The organism is Leyella stercorea (assembly GCF_021531655.1).
In genome coordinates this window covers 43,334-65,184 of sequence record NZ_JADYUF010000018.1, presented here as the reverse complement: position 1 = coordinate 65,184, position 21,851 = coordinate 43,334, and the positions used below count along the sequence as shown (strand labels likewise).

At 50.5% G+C, this 21,851-nt stretch carries 13 protein-coding genes; 5 read left to right on the top strand and 8 right to left on the bottom strand.

Going from position 1 to position 21,851, the window contains the following annotated elements:
* The first annotated feature begins 196 nt into the window (after nucleotides 1-196).
* Entirely contained in the window at nucleotides 197-2,992 is a 2,796-nt protein-coding gene (locus I6E49_RS06980; RefSeq protein WP_235401269.1) for a hybrid sensor histidine kinase/response regulator transcription factor, read from the top strand.
* A 59-nt stretch (nucleotides 2,993-3,051) separates the two neighbouring features.
* Here I6E49_RS06980 and I6E49_RS06975 read toward each other — a convergent pair whose 3' ends face one another.
* From I6E49_RS06975 to I6E49_RS06965, 3 genes are all read right to left on the bottom strand, one after another.
* A complete protein-coding gene (locus I6E49_RS06975; RefSeq protein ID WP_235401266.1) occupies nucleotides 3,052-5,568 on the bottom strand; it encodes an ATP-binding protein in 2,517 nt (838 codons plus the stop codon).
* 235 nt (nucleotides 5,569-5,803) lie between these two features.
* A complete protein-coding gene (locus tag I6E49_RS06970) occupies nucleotides 5,804-6,121 on the bottom strand; it encodes a hypothetical protein (protein ID WP_235401264.1) in 318 nt (105 codons plus the stop codon).
* Nucleotides 6,122-6,377: 256 nt separating this feature from the next.
* A complete protein-coding gene (locus I6E49_RS06965; RefSeq protein ID WP_235401262.1) occupies nucleotides 6,378-7,715 on the bottom strand; it encodes a sigma-54-dependent transcriptional regulator in 1,338 nt (445 codons plus the stop codon).
* A gap of 119 nt (nucleotides 7,716-7,834) precedes the next feature.
* Between I6E49_RS06965 and I6E49_RS06960 the strand changes: the two genes are divergently transcribed.
* Entirely contained in the window at nucleotides 7,835-10,786 is a 2,952-nt protein-coding gene (locus tag I6E49_RS06960; protein WP_235401260.1) for a PEP/pyruvate-binding domain-containing protein, read from the top strand.
* Here I6E49_RS06960 and I6E49_RS06955 read toward each other — a convergent pair.
* From I6E49_RS06955 to I6E49_RS06945, 3 genes are all read right to left on the bottom strand, one after another.
* On the bottom strand, nucleotides 10,783-11,571 hold the full coding sequence (locus tag I6E49_RS06955) for a LytR/AlgR family response regulator transcription factor (protein ID WP_235401259.1): 789 nt from the start codon (nucleotides 11,569-11,571) through the stop codon (nucleotides 10,783-10,785). The two genes, I6E49_RS06960 and I6E49_RS06955, sit on opposite strands and share 4 nt — an antisense overlap.
* 33 nt (nucleotides 11,572-11,604) lie before the next feature.
* On the bottom strand, nucleotides 11,605-12,723 hold the full coding sequence (locus tag I6E49_RS06950; protein WP_235401258.1) for a sensor histidine kinase: 1,119 nt from the start codon (nucleotides 12,721-12,723) through the stop codon (nucleotides 11,605-11,607).
* A 603-nt stretch (nucleotides 12,724-13,326) separates the two neighbouring features.
* Nucleotides 13,327-14,334, bottom strand: coding sequence for an aspartate-semialdehyde dehydrogenase (locus tag I6E49_RS06945; RefSeq protein ID WP_235401257.1), 1,008 nt, complete (start codon nucleotides 14,332-14,334; stop codon nucleotides 13,327-13,329).
* A gap of 334 nt (nucleotides 14,335-14,668) precedes the next feature.
* On the opposite strand from I6E49_RS06945, the gene I6E49_RS06940 reads away from it, so the two are divergent.
* Entirely contained in the window at nucleotides 14,669-15,583 is a 915-nt protein-coding gene (locus tag I6E49_RS06940; protein WP_235401255.1) for a helix-turn-helix domain-containing protein, read from the top strand.
* Between the two features lie 269 nt (nucleotides 15,584-15,852).
* On the opposite strand, the gene I6E49_RS06935 is transcribed toward I6E49_RS06940, so the two are convergent.
* Nucleotides 15,853-17,304: a CCA tRNA nucleotidyltransferase gene (locus tag I6E49_RS06935; RefSeq protein ID WP_235401253.1), complete on the bottom strand. Its 1,452-nt coding sequence runs from the start codon at nucleotides 17,302-17,304 to the stop codon at nucleotides 15,853-15,855.
* A gap of 160 nt (nucleotides 17,305-17,464) precedes the next feature.
* On the opposite strand from I6E49_RS06935, the gene I6E49_RS06930 reads away from it, so the two are divergent.
* Entirely contained in the window at nucleotides 17,465-18,220 is a 756-nt protein-coding gene (locus tag I6E49_RS06930) for a DUF5020 family protein (RefSeq protein ID WP_235401251.1), read from the top strand.
* Nucleotides 18,221-18,303: 83 nt separating this feature from the next.
* The gene (locus I6E49_RS06925) at nucleotides 18,304-19,602 is read left to right on the top strand and encodes an NCS2 family permease (protein ID WP_235401250.1); all 1,299 of its coding nucleotides are present in this window, start codon (nucleotides 18,304-18,306) and stop codon (nucleotides 19,600-19,602) included.
* A 157-nt stretch (nucleotides 19,603-19,759) separates the two neighbouring features.
* Here the strand turns inward: I6E49_RS06925 and I6E49_RS06920 are convergent, their stop codons facing one another.
* Entirely contained in the window at nucleotides 19,760-21,544 is a 1,785-nt protein-coding gene (locus I6E49_RS06920; protein WP_441006965.1) for a glycoside hydrolase domain-containing protein, read from the bottom strand.
* Nucleotides 21,545-21,851 lie beyond the last annotated feature (307 nt).

Here is a 21,851-nt window from a genome sequence, read left to right as displayed (position 1 = left end):
GGCTTTGTGGGGGGGTTGTATAGGGCTTTGTATGTTTCTATATAAAATTGTCTGATTCTTCTTCATATTTCGCTATATTTGCACTATCTTTGCATAAGATAGGCTGCACCTCGGCAATTGAAGCAAGCTTCATTGCGCTCGGTTTGCACTATCTTTGCAAAACACATGCACAAAACACAGACAAAACTTAGAATCTATGTATAACCCTCGACATATACCGACTGCCACATTGTGGTGCCTGATCATACTGCTGCTGGTTTCTTGCGGAAAGAAACCGGCTACCAATACGCATGCCGAACGTAAGACTCTCGACAGCCTCATAGCCTCTTCGCACAATATAGACACACTCTCCATCCTGCAGAAACGCATGGAAAGCGAGGGCAATATGCTGGGCAGCATCATCGCATACAGAGAAATAGGCAAACATCTGCGCAACGAAAGCCGATTTGACGAGGCTCTGAAAGCACACAACGAGGGACTGAAACAAGCCGAAGCCATAGGCGATACGCTTGAAATGGTGCAGGCTCTGAACAATATCGGTACAGACTACCGACGCATGGGGGTGCTCGACATAGCGCAAGACTATCACTATAGGGCGTATGCCATATGCAAAGCGTCTACCGACTCATCGTTCACAGCACGCAAAAACCGCGTTGTAGCACTCAACGGACTGGGCAACATATACCTTACTCTCGGCAATTATGCACGTGCCGACAGCGCTCTGCGACTGGCACTGGCGGGCGAACGCGAACTGAACAGCCCGTTGGGACAAGCCATAAACTACGCCAACATAGGCTCCATATTCCGCCAAAGAGGACTGACAGACTCGGCTTTTGCCTACTTCCGCAAGTCGATGGGACTGAACCTGCAGATAAACAACCAACTCGGCATTTCGCTTTGTCATATATACTTCGGCGAACTGTACGAGAAGAACAACAATTACAGTAAAGCTATCAACGAATACGAAACAGCGCTGACGCCTATGCAGGCCATGAAAGACGAGTGGCACGCCATAAATCCGCTCATCGCCCTTGCCGGCATATACGTAAAGACCGGCAACTACAACAAGGCGCTGCATTATCTCGACACAGCACGAGGCATAGCCCAGAATATCAAGTCGACCGAACATAAGGCTGAAATATACTCGCTCTACTACAAGCTATACAAACGCATGGGCGACACGAGGGCTGCACTTGAGTGGCACGAAAAGGCGGCTGACATGCACGACAGCATAATGGATATGGAGAAAATGAACCGTATACAAAACGCCGGACTGCTCATTGAACGCAACCGACAGGCCAAAGACATGAACGAGGCGCAACTCAGCCTGAAGAGCGAACGAAACCTACGCTCTGCCTATGCCATCATATTCAGCATAGTAGTGACCATACTGTTAGGCGCAATAGGCATGTTCATATACATACAACGCATTCACCGACGCAACCATCTGGCACTGAAGAAACTCGCCGAAATGCGCGAGACCTTCTTCACCAACATCACACACGAATTCCGAACACCGCTCACCATTATACTCGGACTGAGCCAAGTGCTGCGCAAGAGCAAGAATGAGGAGGTGAAGCAATACGCACGCGACATAGAAATACATGGCAACGGACAGCTGAAACTCGTAAACCAACTGCTCGACATATCGAAGATAAAATCGAATGCTAACAATCTGAAATGGCGCAACGGCGACATCACTACCTACATTTCAATGGTTGTGGCCTCCTACAACACTTATGCAAGAAACAAGGACATAACCCTGCGAATGCATGGTGACGAAAATGTGGTGATGGACTTTGTGCCCGACTATGCACACAAGGTGATTGACAACCTACTGTCGAACGCATTCAAGTTCACACACGCATTAGGACAGGTTGACGTGTATGTAGTGCGCGTGGGCAATATCCTGCACATTGACGTGAACGATACGGGCGAGGGTATGGACAATAAGACCATGGACAACGTGTTCAAGGCGTTCTATCAGGGACCGTCCGACTCGCAGAACCTGGGTACGGGTGTGGGACTGTCGCTGGTGAAGCATATTATGGAGTCGGTACACGGCACTATCAGCGTGGAAAGCCAAGTGGGCAAGGGCACGAAATTCCATATAGAAATAGCAATAACCAACAATTGCGACGTGCAACTGGAAGAGAAGGACATGGAATTCGACCCCGTGACGCCTGTAGAACAAAAGGAACTGAAAGACAGCGACGCCAAGGCCAGCCAATACACAGCACTCATCATTGAGGACAACCACGACATTGCAGCCTTCATTGGCGGACAGCTGGCGGGAGACTATTCGGTGGCTTACGCTACGAACGGCAACGACGGACTGCAAAAGACAAAAGACATCGTGCCAGACATTATCATTACCGACATTATGATGCCCGGAATGGACGGACTGGAATTGTGTCGCAAGATAAGAAGCAACAAGGCTATAAACCATATACCTATTATAATAGTAACAGCCAAGGTTTCGGAGCAGGAACGCATTGAGGGATTTGAAGCCGGTGCCGACGCCTATCTGACCAAGCCGTTCAGCATGGACGAACTGCGCACCATCATCGAACAGCTCATCAACCGACAGAACTCGCTGCGCAACAAGTTCAGCGAGAAAACCACAAGCAACAAGAAGGAGGAGAAGGAGATGGAACTGACGGATGCCGAACGACGATTCCTCGCCAAGACTGTGGACTATATCTATCTGCTGCTCGACAAGCAACAGCTCGACGTGAACGCATTGGCAGAGAAGCTTTGCATGAGTTCGCGGCAGTTCCATCGCAAGATTGTAACGCTGACGGGCAATTCGCCCGCAACGTTCATTCTGAAAATAAAGATGAAGCGCGCCCGCTATCTGCTCGAGACAAATCCCAAACTGAGTGCCGACGAAATAGCCTTCCGCTGCGGATTCGAACATACCTCAAGCTTCTACCACGCATTCCGCAAGACGTATGGATATACGCCTAAGGAGATAAGAAGGGGAGTTTAGGGGGCGTTGCCCACAAGTTGTGATGTTGTGGGGCTTTGCCCCTGTTGAGGTAGTGTTGGTTATATCTTTTCCAACACTCCCTTAAACTTCTCATACAGCTTCTTTCGCTTCGCTTCGTCAGTCTGTCCGATTCTTTCTGGAGTCAGATCGGCCAGCCACTCTACATCATCGGGCATCAGCATCTTAAGGAGCGGCATGGCTTTGTGGGCTGCCTTGGCTATGGATGCGGTGTCGTTGGGATCGTTGAGCATTGAAAGATAATCGGCAATCGACTTGCGGGTGTCTGCAATAATCTGTTGCTCGGCTTCGGCATCGCATTCGGCAAAAACAAGGAGGGGTGCGAAGAGAGTGGCGTCGTGTCTGGCGCTGGATGCTGATGCAGTCGGAACGCTAACGCTGGGAGCAATGCCAGTAAGCTGGCACAACGTGGCAGCAAGCGTCTGAACATTGAACGGCTTGAAAAGACAAGCATCGAAGCCCTCGGCACGCAGTTCGGTGTGTATGCTTTGGTCGTGGGCGGTTATGGCAACGGTCTTTATTCCATTGCGGTCAATACGCCGAAGCATCTCACGACCACTCATCTGCGGCATCTCTATATCGGTAAACACCAGTTGCGGACGCAATCGGCCTATCATCTCTATAGCCTCATCGGCACTCGACGTGACGTGAATGTCGAGACAGATATTCTCCATACGAGCCATCATCTCGCCCAATAGCTGCAATTGCAAGCGGTCGTCATCAACGATAACGACCTTTATCGGGTGCGACGAAGACTTGACGCACGCCATATCAGGGGCTGGACTGGCTGCGATAGAAGCAGGATTTATTATGTTAGGGGTCGGATTGTCAGCCACGTTAGGGACTGTATTTCCGGCAATTGTTGCAGGTTGGGCAGACTGAACGGTGTCGACGGTCACCGGAAGAGTAACGGTAAACTTCGAACCTTTGCCCTTTTGTGAAGCCACACGAATCGTTCCGCCAAGCATGTTGACCGCCTCGCGGGTTATGGACAATCCCAAACCTACACCCTCCTTGCCCTGTGCATCGGGCAGACGGGTGAAGGCGTTGAAGATGCGCTGCTGTTCGCTCTCGGTCATTCCGCTACCCGTATCAGCCACACTCATAGTGAGCTGAGAGCCGTTGAGCGCAGCCGACACGGTAATTGTGCCACGGTCGGTGTACTTCACGGCATTGCCTATAAGATTGTTCATAATCTGACGTATGCGGAAAGCATCAGCCTGACATACGCAGTCGGCACCGGTACGAAGGCTGCACACCACTTCCAGGCTCTTGTTGTTGGCAACGGGACGTGCCTGTGTGGCGCAGTCGCTTACAAGCCGGGCAGGATTGAAGCTCACGGCATGCGTCGTTGCCTTGCCACTCTCAAGCTGATGATAGTCGAGCAGAGCACCCACGAGTTGCAGAAGATGTTCGGCAGACGAACGTATGCTGTCGAGATAGGCTACGGGCTTGGGCTGACTGACCCACTCGCGGAGCAAAGCTATAAATCCGGATATAGAAGCTACGGGCGCCTTGATGTCGTGTGTGATGGTAAGCAGAAGTCGCTGGCGCTGCTGCATGAGCCGTTCGGTCTCGTTCTTGGCTTCTACTATGCGCTCGTGATCGCGTCGTTGGCGACGAATATCGCGCAGCGTGTAGACTATCAGCACAATAGCAGCACCAATGGCAAGCAATGCCAGCATGGCAATCTTCATCATCGTAGAGCGTCGTGCCTGCATGTCGGCTTTGATGGCACGCTGCATAGCGTTGTGCTCGTCGCTCTGAATGTCCTCAAGCATCTGTCCGGTACGCCACGCCAACTGTATGCTGACAAGCTTGAGCGAACGCGTGCGGTTGTCGATAGCATCCTGCCGGCGAGTGTCGGCACGCTTTATCTCATGATGGATGTCGGCAAGAACCTCAGCCACCGAGTCGGCAATGTTGATGCCCTGCGCCATGGCTGTGGAGTCGGTACGTCCGCTTTGCATCGTAGTGGCTATGGTGTCGGAGCGCTGTCGACGAAAGGCATCGCTCAATCGGCGGAAGAATCCGCGTCGGGTACTGACTATATTGTAAACCGTCTCGCGGTTGTTGGCACTGGTAATCTCGTTTGGATGAATCACCACCGAGTCGCGTCCGCTCTGCAAGTCGTGCACCTTGCGGGCATAGACAGCATCGCCCGAAGCATCAGCAAGTATGTTCAGCACCATCATGGCATTGTCGCGCTTGGCAGCAAGAAGGTTGGCAAGCGTGTCCATGCGCATCGCCTTGACCGAATCGGACACAAGCTGCTTCAGCTGCATAGCCTTGCGCTGCGACTCGGCGAGCGAAGACGAGAAGCGTTGCCATTGCCGCGTGTCGCCCATCATCACCGAACGTTCGGCATTGGCAGCATCAAGCATGCTATAAACAAGGCTGTCGACAATGTTGCGTCGCTCCATAAGTCGCTCCGAAGCATTGTTGAGATCAGTCAGCGAACGCGTACTGTCGTACACCATCTGCGCTGCAAACACGAGCACAATGGCAAGTATGGCATAGCCTGTGATTATCTTCAGACGTAACGTGCGGTAGTTCATACGTGAAAGTTGTTGTTTTTATTGAGTGCGAAGTTACGGAATTATTCGGACATAGCAGCAATACGCACATCAAGTTTAGCAAGTTTTGGCAAGTATATAAATGCGAAACCGCCACCACTCAGCAGCATTAGTGCAGCTTATGTGGCAGCGGTTTACAATCCTTAAGACAATAGCTTTTTACCTTATTCTATTACTATGCTTTTTATTCTTATGTTCGTTTCTAATTAATGGGTTGTTAAACTGTCTCTGGCTTAACCGGTGTTGCGGGTGTAGACGGTGTCTTTGTAGAATCGGTTGCAGTAGAATCAACGTCTACAGTATCGTTAGCGATGAAGAGAGAGAGGTCGAGAGCACCTTCCTTAGCAGGCTCTGTAGTTTCCTCTGTAGGCTCAGTCTTGGTAGTATCTGCTACCGGTTCGGTCTTGGTAGTGTCGGTAGTGTCTGCTACTGCAGTGTTGTAGCCCTTCATAGATGTTGCTGACTTGGTAGCAAATGAGTTGCTTGCCGATACCATTACCATCATTGCGATTGCTGCGAAAACTAACTTCTTCATAATTGTTGATTTTTTAAATTGTTATTATTAATATGCGAAATCGAATCACGGCTTCAACAACTGTTCGTTGTGTAGAACTGTATTGTTGTTGTGCCGTTCGCTTAATAAAATGCAACGGGCGTGCCAAAAAGACACGTCCGTTGCATAATGTATTGACAATCAACACACAAGAAGAAAACCAACGTTTTCGTACTATTATGGAAATGTGTAGAAAGTGTGGAATAAGTGTGGAATTTTTCCACAATAAATGTGTGGATTACCCCAGTTTGTTATATAACGTCTTACGGTCGATGCCCAACATTCGTGCTGCCTTCGACTTGTTTCCGCCACATTGCTGTAGTGCATTGAGTATGCGCTGGCGTTCGGCATCGGCATCGTGAAGGGCTGTGATGGGTTCCTGACGCACGGGGCCCATAGCGGCAGACAGCTCCTCTTGCGTGATGTACGGGCCGCGAGCCACGAGTACGGCACGCTTGACGACGTTGTTGAGTTCGCGCAAATTGCCTGGCCAAGTGTGCGAAGCGAGCATCTCGGCGGCTCGTGCTTCGAAGCCTTCAACGTTGCGCGAGAGGTCTTCGTTGGCAAGACGTACGAAGAGGTCGGCAAAAAGAAAGAGGTCGGTGCCACGCTCTGAGAGCTGAGGCATGTATATAGTGAACTCGCTAAGACGATGGTATAGGTCTTCACGGAAACGTCCTTCAGCCACAGCCTGCTCCAGATTCTCGTTGGTGGCAGCCACAAGACGAATGTCGATGGGACGCTCCTCGATGCCGCCCAACGGACGGACGCGACGCTCCTGTAGCGCTCGCAGCAGCTGTACTTGTACTTCGTAGCTCAGATTGCCCACCTCATCGAGAAACAAAGTTCCGCCATTGGCAGCCTCAAAGGCTCCACACTTGTCAGCATCGGCTCCTGTGAAGGCGCCCTTCTTGTGTCCGAAGAATTCAGATGCAGCCACATCGCGCGGTATGGCGCCACAGTCGAGTGCCACGAAAGGTTTGCCGGCACGCTGGCTCTGCTCGTGTATGCGACGAGCTACGTATTCCTTGCCAGTGCCAGAGGCTCCGAGAATGAGCACAGACATAGGCGTTGGTGCGACAAGACTGACGTAGCTGTAGAGCTGGCGGGACGCTTCGCTGTTTCCTTCGATGTGTCTTGTTGTGGTGTTGTGGTGTTGAGGTGTTGTTGTTGTATTGTTTGTTGGTGTCGTTGCAGCTGCCGTTGCATTATCCGCATTCTTCAGCGCATCCTTAATCTTGCTCAGAAGGATGTCGGGCTGAATGGGTTTGGCTATATAATCGGCCGCGCCCGACTTCATAGCCAATACTGCGTTTTGCACTTCGGCATAATTGGTCATGACGATAAACGGGATAAGCATATTGTTCTTGTGCATCCATGCGAGCAGTTCCAAGCCGTCGCGGTCGGGCAGACGGAGGTCGCTGAGCACAAGATCGTATGCCGGCTTGTCCCCGATGAGGCGCACGGCAGCGCCTACCGACGTGGCTTTGTCCACATCAAATCCCTTCTTCTTAAGCCATGTCTGCATCATTGTTCCGAAGGCAATGTCGTCCTCAACAATCAATATACGTGTCATAAACCTATAAGTGTAAAGCTAATTAAATGTTTGTCAGTGCAAAATTACTGATTTTATAATTAAATGTGTAAATTTGTATTGTTAAACACCTAAAAAAGACATAGGAGGAAACTAAATCTATGATACCGCAAGAATACAGCAAGTTTATCCTGAAAGACGTGACGTTCGTGAATCTTATGATGCGACGCATATACAACGTGCTCATCGTAGCCAATCCCTACGACGCCTTCATGCTTGAAGACGACGGACGTGTTGAGGAGAAAATATACAACGAATACGTTGAGTTGGGACTGCGCTATCCGCCTACGTTCACGCAGGTGAGCACGTCGGAGGAAGCCTATCAGGTGCTGCGCACCATGAATATCGACCTTGTGATATGTATGCCGGGCAATGCCGACAACGACGCATTCTCGGTGGCGCGCGACATCAAGGCTGGTTTTCCCAAGATTCATTGCGTGGTGCTGACGCCATTCTCGCACGGCATCACGAAACGAATGGAGAACGAGGACCTGTCGATATTCGACTACGTGTTCTGCTGGCTTGGAAATACCAACCTGATATTGTCGATTATAAAACTCATTGAGGACAAAATGAACCTCGACCACGACATTCAGGAGGGCAATGTGCAGATGTTGCTGCTTGTGGAGGACAGCATACGCTTCTACAGCTCCATACTTCCCAACCTCTATAATTACATCCTGGCTCAGAGCAAACGCTTCTCTACCGAGGCGCTCAACCGCCATGCCGCCACACTTCGAATGCGCGGACGCCCCAAAGTGGTGCTTGCGCGCAACTATGAGGAGGCAATGGCTCTCTACACCAAGTATTCGGACAACGTACTGGGCGTCATCAGCGACGTGCGATTCCCCATTGACGGCGTTAAGGACAGCGAGGCTGGACTCAAACTGCTGCGCAATATACACAAGGACAACCCTTATCTGCCGCTGATAGTGGAAAGTACGGAGAGTGCCAATCGCGAAAAGGCAGAGGCAGAGGGCTTCCGTTTTGTCGACAAGAACTCGAAGAAGATGTCGATCGACCTGCGTGCAATCATGGAGGAGCACATGGGATTCGGCGACTTCATATTCCGCGACCCCAAGACCAAGGCCGAGATAATGCGCATACACTCGCTGAAGGAGCTGCAGGACAACATCTTCAAGATACCCGACGACTCGATGCTGTATCACATTTCGCGCAATCACATGAGCCGTTGGCTTTCGGCAAGAGCCATTTTCCCCGTATCGGAGTATCTGAAGAAGATAACGTGGGACCGTCTGAAGGACATCACCGCCCACCGCGAAATCATATTCGACGCCATCGTGCAGTATCGCCACATGAAGAATCTGGGCGTAGTGGCTGTGTTCGACCGCATGAAATTTGACGCTTACTCGCACTTTGCACGCATAGGCGAAGGTTCGTTGGGAGGCAAGGGACGCGGTCTGGCATTCCTCGACAACATCATCAAGACTCATCCCGACTTCAATACGTTTGCTGGAGCGAGCGTGCAGATACCCAAGACCGTAGTGCTCTGCACCGACGTGTTCGACCAATTCATGGATCAGAACAACCTGTATCAGATAGCCCTGAGCGACGCTTCGGACGACGAGATACTGCGCCACTTCCTGCACGCACAGTTGCCCGACTCGCTGATAGCCGACTTCTTCACCTTCTTTGAGGCGGTGAAGTGTCCTATAGCCATACGTTCGAGCTCGCTGCTCGAAGATGCCCACTATCAGCCTTTTGCCGGAATATACTCCACATATATGATTCCGTATCTTGAGGACAAGTATGCCATGCTCGAAATGCTGGCATGTGCCATCAAGGGTGTGTACGCATCGGTATACTATAAGGACTCGAAGGCGTACATGACGGCTACGAGCAACGTGATAGACCAGGAGAAGATGGCTGTGATTCTGCAAGAAGTGGTGGGCAAGCAGTATGACGGACGCTACTATCCCAACATATCGGGTGTGCTGCGATCGCTCAACTACTACCCTATCGGTGACGAACGTGCCGAAGACGGCATAGCATCGCTGGCACTGGGACTGGGCAAATACATTGTGGACGGAGGTCAGACGCTGCGCGTTTCGCCCTATCATCCCAACCAGATATTGCAGACCAGCGAGCTGGACACGGCTCTGCGCGAGACACAGACACGCTTCTACGCCCTGGACACTCGCCACGTGGGCAACGACTTCAAGGTGGACGACGGATTCAACATACTCAACCTGAAGGTGAAGGAGGCTGAGCGCGACAATTCGCTCAACTACATTGCCTCGACCTACGACCCATACGACCAGGTGATACGCGACGGAATATACGACGGCGGGCGCAAGGTTATAACCTTCGCCTCGGTGTTGCAGCACGGCGTTTTTCCTCTGCCACAGCTGCTACAGTTGTCGATGAAGTATGGAGCTGAGTCGATGCGACGCCCCGTAGAAATAGAGTTTGCGTGCAACATCAACTCCGACCGCAAGGGAGCGCTGTATCTGCTGCAGATACGACCCATCGTCGACTCCAAGCAAATGCTTGACGAAGACGTGGCGGCCGTGCCCGATGCCGACTGCATTCTGCGCTCGCACAACTCGCTGGGACACGGCGTTACGGAAGACGTTACGGATATAGTGTATGTGAAAACCGACGACCGCTTCACGGCATCGGACAATCCAATGATAGCACGCGAAATAGAAAAGATAAACAAAACGTATCTTGACAGCGGCACAAACTACGTGCTTGTAGGACCGGGACGCTGGGGTTCGAGCGACTCATGGCTCGGAATACCCGTAAAGTGGCCCCACATATCGGCAGCACGCGTAATAGTGGAAGTGGCTCTGAAGAACTATCGTGTCGACCCGAGCCAAGGTACGCACTTCTTCCAGAACCTCACGTCGTTTGGCGTGGGCTACTTCACCATCGACGAGAACCGTGGTGAAGGATTCTTCTGCAAGAGCGAGCTCGACGCAATGCCCTCGGTGATGGAGACCGAACATGTGCGCGTAGTGCGTTTTGCCCGCCCGCTGAAGATAATGATGGACGGAAAGCGCCAGGAGGGTGCCGTACTGAGGCCTTAGCGTCCGAAGTATTTGTCGGCGAGATAAGCCGAAAGCGGTTCCTTATACATATCTCCTATGGGCAGATAGGTGTCCGGATCCATCACGATGCGGTTCTTGGTCACTTCCTGTACATGCCTCATATTGACAATATATGACCGGTGTATGCGCAGGAAGTGGCTGGGCAACCGCTCTTCCATCTTCTTCATGCTGAACAGCATGACTATGGGGTGCTGGCCCTCGATGTGAACCTTCAGATACTCGGACATTCCCTCGATGTAGCGTATGTCGGCAATGTCGACCCTTACGATTCGATGCTCGGTCTTGAGGAATATCGACTCGTCGTCGGAAGATACTCCACTGTGAACGGCAGAACTTGCGTCAGATACCGACGGGGCTGCATTGACAGCTGCATTATAGTCGGTAGGCTCGGCAGTAGTAGGATTTTCGAGTTCGAAGCGGTGCTTCACACGCATGGCAGCACGCTTGAAGTCGTCGAGTCCGAAAGGCTTGAGCAGATAGTCGACGGCATCAACCTTGAATCCGTCCACCGCATATTCCGAATAAGCCGTGGTGAAAACCACAAGCGGCGGCGCTGCCAGCGAGCGCACAAAGTCCATGCCATTCATGTCGGGCATATTGATATCGACAAAGATGGCGTCAATTCTTTCATTGTTTATTATGTCGCGTGCCTCGATGGCGCTTTGACATTCGGCTACAAGGTCGAGAAAAGGTATCTTCCTGACGTAAGCTGCGAGCTGCTGCAATGCGAGCGGCTCGTCGTCGATAACGAGAGTCTTGATCATTGTTATGAATTTGCCTGTTTGGCTATAAGCTTGTCAATTGGTAAGCGGTATGTCCAGATGTACGGCGTACGTATCTTCTTGTTCCTTTATGTCTAATGTGTAATTACCGGGGAAGAGCAGGTCGAGTCGGCGGCGCACGTTGCTCAGCCCGACGCCTCCCTTCATGTTTTCGTCTTGCGTATTTTGCTGACGGCTGTTGCGGCAGTCGAACAGCAGGCGGTCGGCTTGGGGCTTCAGGCTTATCTCAACGAACGACTTGTTGCGATAGCTTATGCCATGCTTGAAGGCATTCTCGACGAAGATGACAAGCAGTAGCGGCGGCAGCATGCTGTCGGGCAATGTCTCCGGCACGTCGAGCGAGATGCGTACATTGCCCGAATAGCGCATCGACATAAGCCTGACATAGTTGTGCAGGAACTGAACCTCGCGCGAGAGCGACGTGAGCTTGTTGTTTCCCTCGTACAGTACATAGCGCATCAGCTTCGAGAGTTCGACTATCGAAGCCTTGGCACGCTCGGGGTCGATGTCGACAAGAGCGTGTATGTTGTTGAGCGTATTCATCAGGAAGTGCGGATTGACCTGATACTTAAGGTATTGCAACTGCCGTTCGAGGGCGTGCTTCTCTATCTGCGCTATAGCCTTTGTAGCTTCCTGCGACCTGAAGTAGAGCTTCACGCCGAGATTCATGCCCATAAGCAGCAGTCCGCCGAAGAAAGCCACCACCTCACCCGGTCCGAACATTACAAGCGGAGCGTCTTCTCTCATTGAGAATGTTTGCTGCTTAGGCGGAATCATCTGGGCATCCATGCAGCCGTACTCGCAACATTCATAGCTTTGGGTAGCATGGCGCATCTTTCTGTGTGAGGGTCGAATGGCGCTGAGTGTAAACATTGTGGCAACGAGCAGCGCCACTACCAATGCCGCGTAGAGTCCTGTGCGACGCTTGATGATAAGCAAAGGCACAAGCAGAAAGTTGTGTATGGCAAACAGTATAATCCACACGGTATTGAATACCCATGCGTTTATTATCTCATCCCATGAAAAAACTATATGAGGATTGACCGACATGCGTATGTAAATACTCATAAGCGGCGAAAGGTACAATGCTATCCACATCATAGTGTATATGATATGTTCCTTGCGATAGTTCATCTTGGTTGTTTTTAGCAACGCAAAAGTATACATATTATATATTAGTTTAAAATTGATTCAACGAACCTGTTTGTTTTGTCAGCATAAAGATACATATAATTTGGCGAATGCAGATATGCTGTCAACTTTTTTTTGCTATTTTTAAACAGCGCATACAGCAGGCTTCGAGTGCCATCATGCATGATGCAAATATTGTACATGCAGTAAAAAATCGTTACAAACAAAAAATCGATTCTAGAGTTTACGAGAGTCGGTTTTATCGGTTTTGAGGGTGGCGGCAGCCCCGTTTTCAACCAACAAAGCCCCTTTTGCATGGCAGAAGGGGTCGTTTTGCATGGCAAAAGGACAACTTTTGATATGCAACGAAGGCTTAATTATAACGAAAAAGGAGCCCTTTTGCTACGAAAAGGACTCCTTTTATGTTTATTGAAATTGCACATCCGCACCCATACGGCACGTAACGCGCTGTGTCATAACGACATAATGCTGCACGCGCAAAACTCACGAATTTCGGGCTAAAGACTTCTTTGTGCGTTCAACTCGCAGTTTTGGGCGGTTAGAAATACAAATATCGTACTCCAAGAGCGACTCCAGCCGCCCTGTTTAGATTTGTCCTACGCTGTGCAGATACTCGGCAATCTGTACTGCATTGAGTGCAGCACCCTTGCGAATCTGGTCGCCTGAGAGCCAGAATGTGAGTCCGCAGTCGTCGGCGAGGTCCTTGCGTATGCGTCCAACGTATACGTCGTCCTTGCCGGCTGTTTCAAGCGGCATAGGATAAACGAGGTTGGCTGGATCGTCCTTCAGCGTACAGCCAGGAGCGGCAGCGATAGCCTTCTGAGCCTCCTCGACGCTGATGGGGCTTTCGGTCTCAATCCATACCGACTCAGAATGTGAGCGCAATGAGCTTACGCGAACGCACATAGCCGAGCAGCGCACGTCGCTGTGCATAATCTTGCGGGTCTCGTTGAACATCTTCATCTCCTCCTTGGTGTAGCCGTTGTCGGTGAACACGTCAATCTGAGGAATCACGTTGTAGGCGAGCTGGTGGGGGAACTTGCTTACAGTAACAGGCTCGTTGTTGACGAGTTCCTTGTATTCCTGCTGCAATTCGGCCATGGCAGCTGCGCCGGCACCGCTTGCGCTCTGATAGCTTGCGATGTGGATGCGCTTGATATGGCTAATAGCCTCAAGCGGCTTGAGCACCACTACCATCATGATAGTAGTACAGTTTGGGTTGGCAATGATGTTGCGCGGACGGTTGAGGGCATCCTCGGCGTTGCACTCGGGCACTACCAGAGGCACATCGTCGCACATACGGAATGCCGACGAGTTGTCAATCATGACTGCACCGTACTTGGTGATGGTGTCGGCAAATTCCTTAGATGTGCCACCGCCAGCCGATGTGAAGGCTACGTCGATGTCCTTGAAGTCGTCGTTGTGCTGAAGGAGCTTCACTTCATACTCCTTGCCCTTGAAGGTATATTTCTTTCCGGCAGAACGTTTTGAGCCGAACAGCACAAGGTTGTCAATTGGAAATTCTCTCTCTGCGAGTATGCGAAGGAACTCCTGTCCTACTGCTCCGCTCGCTCCAACAATTGCTACATTCATGTCTTGTATGTTTATTTGTTTGTTAACTTATTCCTGAAATTTGGTTGCAAAGTTACAATTTTTATTATAAACAACTTACATTTGTGAGTCTTTTGTCAACAAAAATGGCGTTAAAATGTTATTTTCGAGTATTTTGCGTATTTCTTTCTGCTTCCGACAAAGATTGTCTAATAGGTCGAATTGTATAATCGTGACACATAATATTTTCCACAAAAGGAAAATTATAACATAAAAACCCACATCTATATTATTCTTTTTTACGTAAAAACAAGTAACTTTGTAGTTGAAAAAAATGGAACGATAGTTATAACAGAAACATGTAGGAGGAACATATATGGACATCAACAACAACTCTGCACAGAAAATCGACCTCGACTACATCCTCGAAAGGGGTGTGGCTGACTATTCCGACGGCGACATTGTCATATTCGAGCATCTCGGAGGCAAGTCGGTAGACGGCTCAGTAAAGCTTGACATGATTATGATGGTTTACTGTGTCAAGGGTCGTATGCAGTGCGACGTCAACGGAAAGACATACACCGCCAAGGCTGGCGAGGTGATGATAGGACTGCCCAACAATGTGTATAGCAACTATATGATTTCGCCCGACTTTGAGTCGAGGATATTCGGACTGTCGTATGCGGCTGCCGAACGCAACATGCGCATCAACCGCGACGTGCTCGACCTTATAGGATATGTTGCCACAAATCCCGTTATCAGTCTCGACAACGAGCGCCAGGCTCTCATCACGAAGTATTACTCGATTATTGCGCATAAGATAAAGTCGCCCCACGGCTACTTCCACAAGGAGATAATGCACAGCCTATTCCAGTGTGCTATGTACGAGCTGTTTGCCATCATTGCTCCGCATGTGCAGTATTCGCACGACGGCGGCGAGACAAAGCAGGCCAATCTGCTGTTCCGTAAGTTTGCCGATCTGCTCTCGGCTAATGAAGGCAAGGTGCGCTCGGTGAAACGTTATGCCGACGAACTGTGCATAACGCCAAAGTATCTGTCGTTCGTGTCGAAGACGGTGACGGGCAAGACGGCACTGGAATGGATTCACCAGTCGACGGTGAAGAGCATCGAACGTTATCTGAGTCACTCGAATATGTCGATAAAGGAGATTGCAGACATATTGGAATTCCCCAACCTCTCGTTCTTCGGAAAGTTCACAAAGAGTCATCTCGGAGTGTCGCCTACAGAATACCGTAGGCAGCAGAGCATGAAGAAGAAGAATAATTTGTAGGCTTTTTCGGGTCACGAATTATCACGAATTGTCCATGAATTTGGTAGCAACGATTATATGGAGTGACACATAAATGATATGGAGTGACACATAAATGATGTAGAGTGACACATTATAATATATAACAGTCAAAAACCGTAGGAGGCTATGGCGTCCCCGCCATAGCCTGAGCAATCAAAAAAGCACATTATATTACTAATTTAGTAATGCGCCAACCAACTGCTCAGACTATGACGGGGACGCCATAGCCTCCTACTTTTCGTTTTGGATTATCTCAATTCAAGCCCCATTTCCTTGGCTTTCGCCACGAGCAGTTGCATAAGCGGTTCGCGCTCGTTGGGCACCCTATTGTCGAGCACCGCATCCTTAAGATATTGCTTAAGGAGTCCCACCTCGCGGCAGGGCTGCATATTGAAGAGCTGCATTATTTCGTTGCCGTCGATTACGGGTTGCAGCAATCGCTTGTAGTCGCGCTCCTTCAGGTCGGCAAGTTTCACGCGTACCATACGGAAGTTTTCAGCAAACTGCTTCTTGCGCACCTCGTTCTTCGACGTGATGTCAGCCTCGCAAAGCGTCATAAGGTCGTCGATGTCGTCGCCGGCATCGTTCATCAGTCGGCGAACGGCAGAATCCGTCACCTCCTCATCAGCTATTGCGATGGGGCGCATGTGCAGGTCTACCATCTTCTCCACATACTTCATCTTGGCATCCATGGGCAGTTTCATACGGCGGAAAATGCCCGGTATCATCTTAGCACCAAGATAGTTGTGATTGTGGAACGTCCATCCGATGGCGGGTTCCCAGCGCTTTGACTTGGGTTTGCCTATGTCGTGAAACAGCGCTGCCCATCTGAGCCAAAGGTTGTCGCTATGCTTTGCCACATTGTCTACAACCTCAAGCGTATGGTAGAAGTTGTTCTTGTGGGCGCGTCCGTTGCGTGTCTCCACCACGTCGAGAGCCGAGAGTTCGGGAATGATGAGCTGCAACAGTCCGCAACGCTGCAACTCCACGAATCCACGACTGGGTTGTGGGGTGCGCATTATCTTGTTGAGTTCGTCGGCAATACGCTCGCCGCTCACTATCTTTATGCGTTCGGCGTTGCGTCCGAGAGCCTCAAACGTCTCGTCGTCGATGTAGAACCGCAGCTGGGCGGAGAACCTTACGCAGCGCATCATGCGTAGCGGATCGTCGGAGAAGGTGATGTCGGGGTCGAGCGGAGTGCGTATTATGCCGTCCTCAAGGTCGTAAATGCCGTCGAAGGGGTCGACCAATTCGCCGAAACGGTCGTGATTGAGGCATACAGCCATAGCGTTGATGGTGAAGTCGCGGCGGTTCTGGTCGTCTTCCAGGGTTCCGTCTTCGACGATAGGTTTGCGCGACGAGCGGTCATAGCTCTCGCGTCGTGCGCCTACAAACTCCACTTCGGTGTCGTGATACTTCACCTGCGCCGTGCCGAAGTTGCGATATACAGCCAGATGGGCGCGCCATCTGCCCGTCTTCGGGTTCTTTCCCAATTTGTGCTGCAGTGCTGTTGCCACATCGATACCGCTTCCCACCACCACTACATCAATGTCGTTGGTGGGACGTTCGAGGAAAATGTCGCGCACATATCCGCCTACGAGATAGCACTCTACGCCCAATTCGTCAGCCACCTCGCCTATGCGGTGAAATATGTTCTTGTCAAGGATTTGTGCCAGTTCGGCATCAGTGTATAATTTCATTCGTTTGTTTGGTTTCTAATTGCAAAATTACACATTTTTACCCGAAATTTATCCCGAGCCACGTATAATTGTATATTAATGTACATTATTAGGACGTTGAAGGCTTAATATTTCAAAAATTATGTCTAATTTTGCAACAACAATTTTAAATAACAATTCAATGAAAGCCAACAAATTGACTCTCGTGATGGCCATTCTTGCCATCATGTTCATTGCACCGGCCAAGGCCAAAGCACAGGTAAACGCACAGTTGTTTTATGATTTCGGCTCTGACCGCAAGTTCGTAACCCTCACGCTTGAGATGTTCAAGCAGGACAAGTGGGGCAACACCTACTTCTTCATCGACCACGACTTCAACTACGACCAGCACGTTGCAGGTCCGAACTTGGCTCCTGGTGGCACTTACTTCGAGATAGCACGCTGCCTTAACTTCTGGCAGAACTCAGCTATCAAGAACCTTTCGCTCCAAGTAGAGTACAACGGTGGTATCACTGCTTCTTATCCTATCAACAATGCGTGGCTCGCAGGTGTCGACTACTTCATGCACACCAAGGACTTCAAGAACACGCTCAACCTCAAGGCTCTCTACAAGAACATCAAGGAGAAGGACTCTAACGTTCCTATGCAGTTCACAGCAGTATGGGCTATGAACGACCTCTTCGGTGTCAAGGGATTGAAGTTTGACGGTTTTGCCGATTTCTGGTGGGAAGACCATCTCGTTGATTTCCGCGAAGACGGCACTGCAGACAAGAAGTCTACCGTATTCATTACAGAGCCTCAGCTGTGGTATAACGTAGGCCAGCACTTCGGTGTAGACAACCTCAGCCTCGGTACAGAGATTGAGCTGTCTAACAACTTCGGTTCTACCGGCGGATTCAAGTGCCGTCCCTGCCTTGGCGTGAAGTGGGACTTCTAAGCCTGAACCTAAAAGTAAAAAGGGAAAAAGGTAAAAAAGTAAAAAGGTAAAAGAGTAAAAAGGTTTTTAATAACGATAAGACTATGCTTTCAAAACTCTTTGGCTTCGACCCCAAGAAGCACAACATCCGCACCGAGATAATGGCCGGCGTGACCACATTCCTCACCATGGCGTATATTCTCGCTGTCAATCCGAGCATCTTCTCCAACCTTGCATCGCAGGGCATGGACACCAATGCCGTGTTCACATCAACAGCCTTGGCTGCCATTGTCGGCACACTCATAATGTCGATATACGCCAAGAAGCCTTTCGGACTTGCTCCGGGCATGGGACTGAACGCCTTCTTCGTGTTCACCGTGTGCCTCACTATGGGCTACTCGTGGCAGTTTGCGCTTACAGCCATACTCATTGAGGGATTCCTCTTTGTGCTGATGACCGTGACGAAGATACGTACACTCATCGTCGACGCTATCCCCACAACGCTCAAGCGAGCCATCGGTGCGGGCATCGGACTCTTCATCGCCTTCATCGGACTCAAGAACGCCGGCATCATCGTTGAGAATTCAGCCACATTCGTGACCATCGGCAAGCTGACAGGCGGCTCTGCCCTACTCGGTGTAATTGGTATTATCATCACCTCAGTACTTGTAATCAAGAAGGTGCCGGGCTCGCTGCTCATCGGCATTCTTGCCACTGCGCTCATCGGTATACCTATGGGCATAACGAATTTCAACGGCATCATCGACATACCTCCGTCGATTGCGCCTATATTCTGTAAGTTTGAATTCCACCATATCTTTACTATTGATATGCTTATTGTGGTGTTCACATTCCTCTTCATCGACATGTTCGACACCATGGGCACGCTCGTAGGCGTATGCACCAAGGCGGGAATGATGCAGAAGGACGGCCGCATACCGGGACTGAACAAGGCATTCATGGCAGACGCCATTGCCACTATGACCGGCGCTTGTCTCGGTGCCAGCACCACGACTACATATGTTGAGAGTGCATCGGGCGTTGCCCAGGGCGGCCGTACGGGTCTTACAGCCTTTGCAACGGCTATGTGCTTTGTCATAGCATTGTTCTTCGCTCCGGTATTCCTTTCGATTCCGGCTGCTGCTACTACACCGGTGCTCGTCATCGTGGGTCTGTTCATGCTGTCGCCAATCAAGGATATCGACCTCGACGACTTGGCTGAGTCTATCCCGGCATTCATTACAATCGTCATGATGCCTCTGGCATACAGCATATCTGACGGTATTCTGTGCGGTGTTATCTCTTATGTTGCCATCAATGTCATTTGCGGCAACTTCAAGAAGCTCAACATCACGCTCTATATACTTGCGGTGCTGTTTGTGATGAAGTACATTTTCATCTAATAAAAAGTTGAGAATCTCAATAGTTGAGAGTTGAAAGTTGAAAGTTGAGAGTTATGATATGCTATATACAATGTTATATACAATATCATCGTAATTACGATGTTTTAAAAAGGTAATCATAACTCTCAATTCTCAACTTTCAACTCTCATTTTTTAATTAATTGAGCAATTGCTCAATTTCCTCCACCATCGGCGCTGCCAAGGCACGCTTGCTGGCGGGCACAACTTGCGGTGTGAACTTCTTGACCATTTTGTTCAGCTTCTGCAACTTTGCCTTTTGTCCGGTGCGTGTATATTCCTTGCGCAGCTGAACGATTTTTTCGCAAATCTGCAGACCCTGAATCAGTCGTTCAAAACGTATGCTCGAACGCGGACCGGGATAGACACAATAGGTGTCGCCGGCTGCCCATGAGCGGAAACGTGAGTCGCGCAGCGGGTCGCGTGTCCAACTGTTGTACGACCAACGCAGGTAGCCGTCGTAGTTGCCGCCCAATGCGTGCACAGCCATCCATGCCGCCTCGGCAGGTGGCGAGAACGTGAATGTATTGGGAAATCCCTCGGTGCAGCATGTGTAGTAGGTGCTTATCTTGCCTTCGGCACGTCTGCGAGCCAGCACTTCGGACGGAAAATCGTTGCCGTAGGCTATGCAATAATAATACAGGTCGCGCTCAATCTCATCGTGATATATGCCGGCGAGCGAGATTTTATAGTCCTTGTCGGCATCCTTTATCACCTTTATTGCAGCCTGCATGTCCTTCATCGGGCGTTCGTCCATGGCTATGCAGGTCTTGTCAAACCATCCCTTCTGGCGCAGATGACGGGCAAAGTCGCGCAGGAATGTGCCCCAGTATTCGGTGTAAGCATTGTCGCCGGGCTTTGCCTTGACAAACTTCATGCGGTTGGTAGCCTCGTCGTAGTAGTCGAAGCGCAGGTCCCAGGGTATCATGGTGTAGCAGGCGATGAGCCGGTTGATGCCGACATCGTTCATCATGAACTCCACGTAGCGGTCGAAGACGGCATAGTCGAACGTCCACGAGCCGTCGATGTGCTTGATGCGTGTCACCATTGAGTCGTAATGGTCCTCGGTCTGTCCGTTCCAGGGCTTGTGCATGATGCTGGTGGTGATGCTGTACTGTCCGGCATCGGCAAGCATCTTCATGATGGGGCGCATTGCGTCGAAGTGCGCCTTGCTCCAGAGGGGCACCTTATAGTATCGTGCCACTGAGTAAGGGTTCTGCCAGAGGTCGAGATTGGTGGTCCACTGCTGCGGTGCGGGCAGCGTGCGGTTGATGACCTGCAACTTGAGCTGCAGCGACATAGGCTTCATGTTCTTGCCGCTCACGGTAATCTGTGCTGTGTAATTACCGGGCTTTGCGTCCTGCGGCACCCATACATTAGCCCATATAGGCTGCGTAGTGTTGCGGCGCACGGGCAATGTCTTGTTGATGTCGAGCACGTCTGCCACTACCGACGAGTCCCAGTCGGCAGGATTGCGATAGCCGCATCCGCTACCGTCCTTGTTGAGTTCGTCGGTCATGACGTAGCGCACGAAGTTGGTGCGGAGTACCGACGAGGGTATGACGGAATTGCCCGAGCGCAGGTCGCTGACCGTTATCTGCACGTCGTCGAGGTCGACATTGGTCCATAAGAGGGCCTGTGCGTTGACACGTTCGCCACGCCACGCCTTCAGGCTTACCATGTTCTGCTGCTTCACCTTCGGAATGTCGAGGCGGCGGTAGCGTGTGTCGATCGACGCCCAGCTCAGTTGGGTGGGCTGAACGAGCTTAGCCCATGCAGCGTCGGAGTCGTGCGGCTTGGTGTCGGTAAGTTCTTCGTAATTGCCGAGTGGGAAAAGGTCGGCTTTCTTTGTCTTCTGTGCGCTGGCGGTGAGGGCGGTCATGGCGAGTGCGCACAATGCGACAGTTAGTCTGTTTTTATTCATTATTGATTGGGTTTTAGTAAATGTCAGTTATTGTCGGTTAATCTGATGCAAGCACGCTCAATGTACTTTCGCTTACAAAGTTAGCCTTTTCCGATGAAAAATCATAGGTTTCGTAGCGAAAATACCAAATTCAGACTATTGCAAGAATGACGACAGTTTTGTAATTTTGCATCCATTCTCAGCAATAATGCTAACATAACGCAAGGGATATAAATCCTTGGAAATTCCTGACGTGGTGTCACCGCCTTGCAAAAGGACTCCTTTTGCATTGTAAAAGGGTCCCTTTTGAGGTGTAAAAGGACTCCTT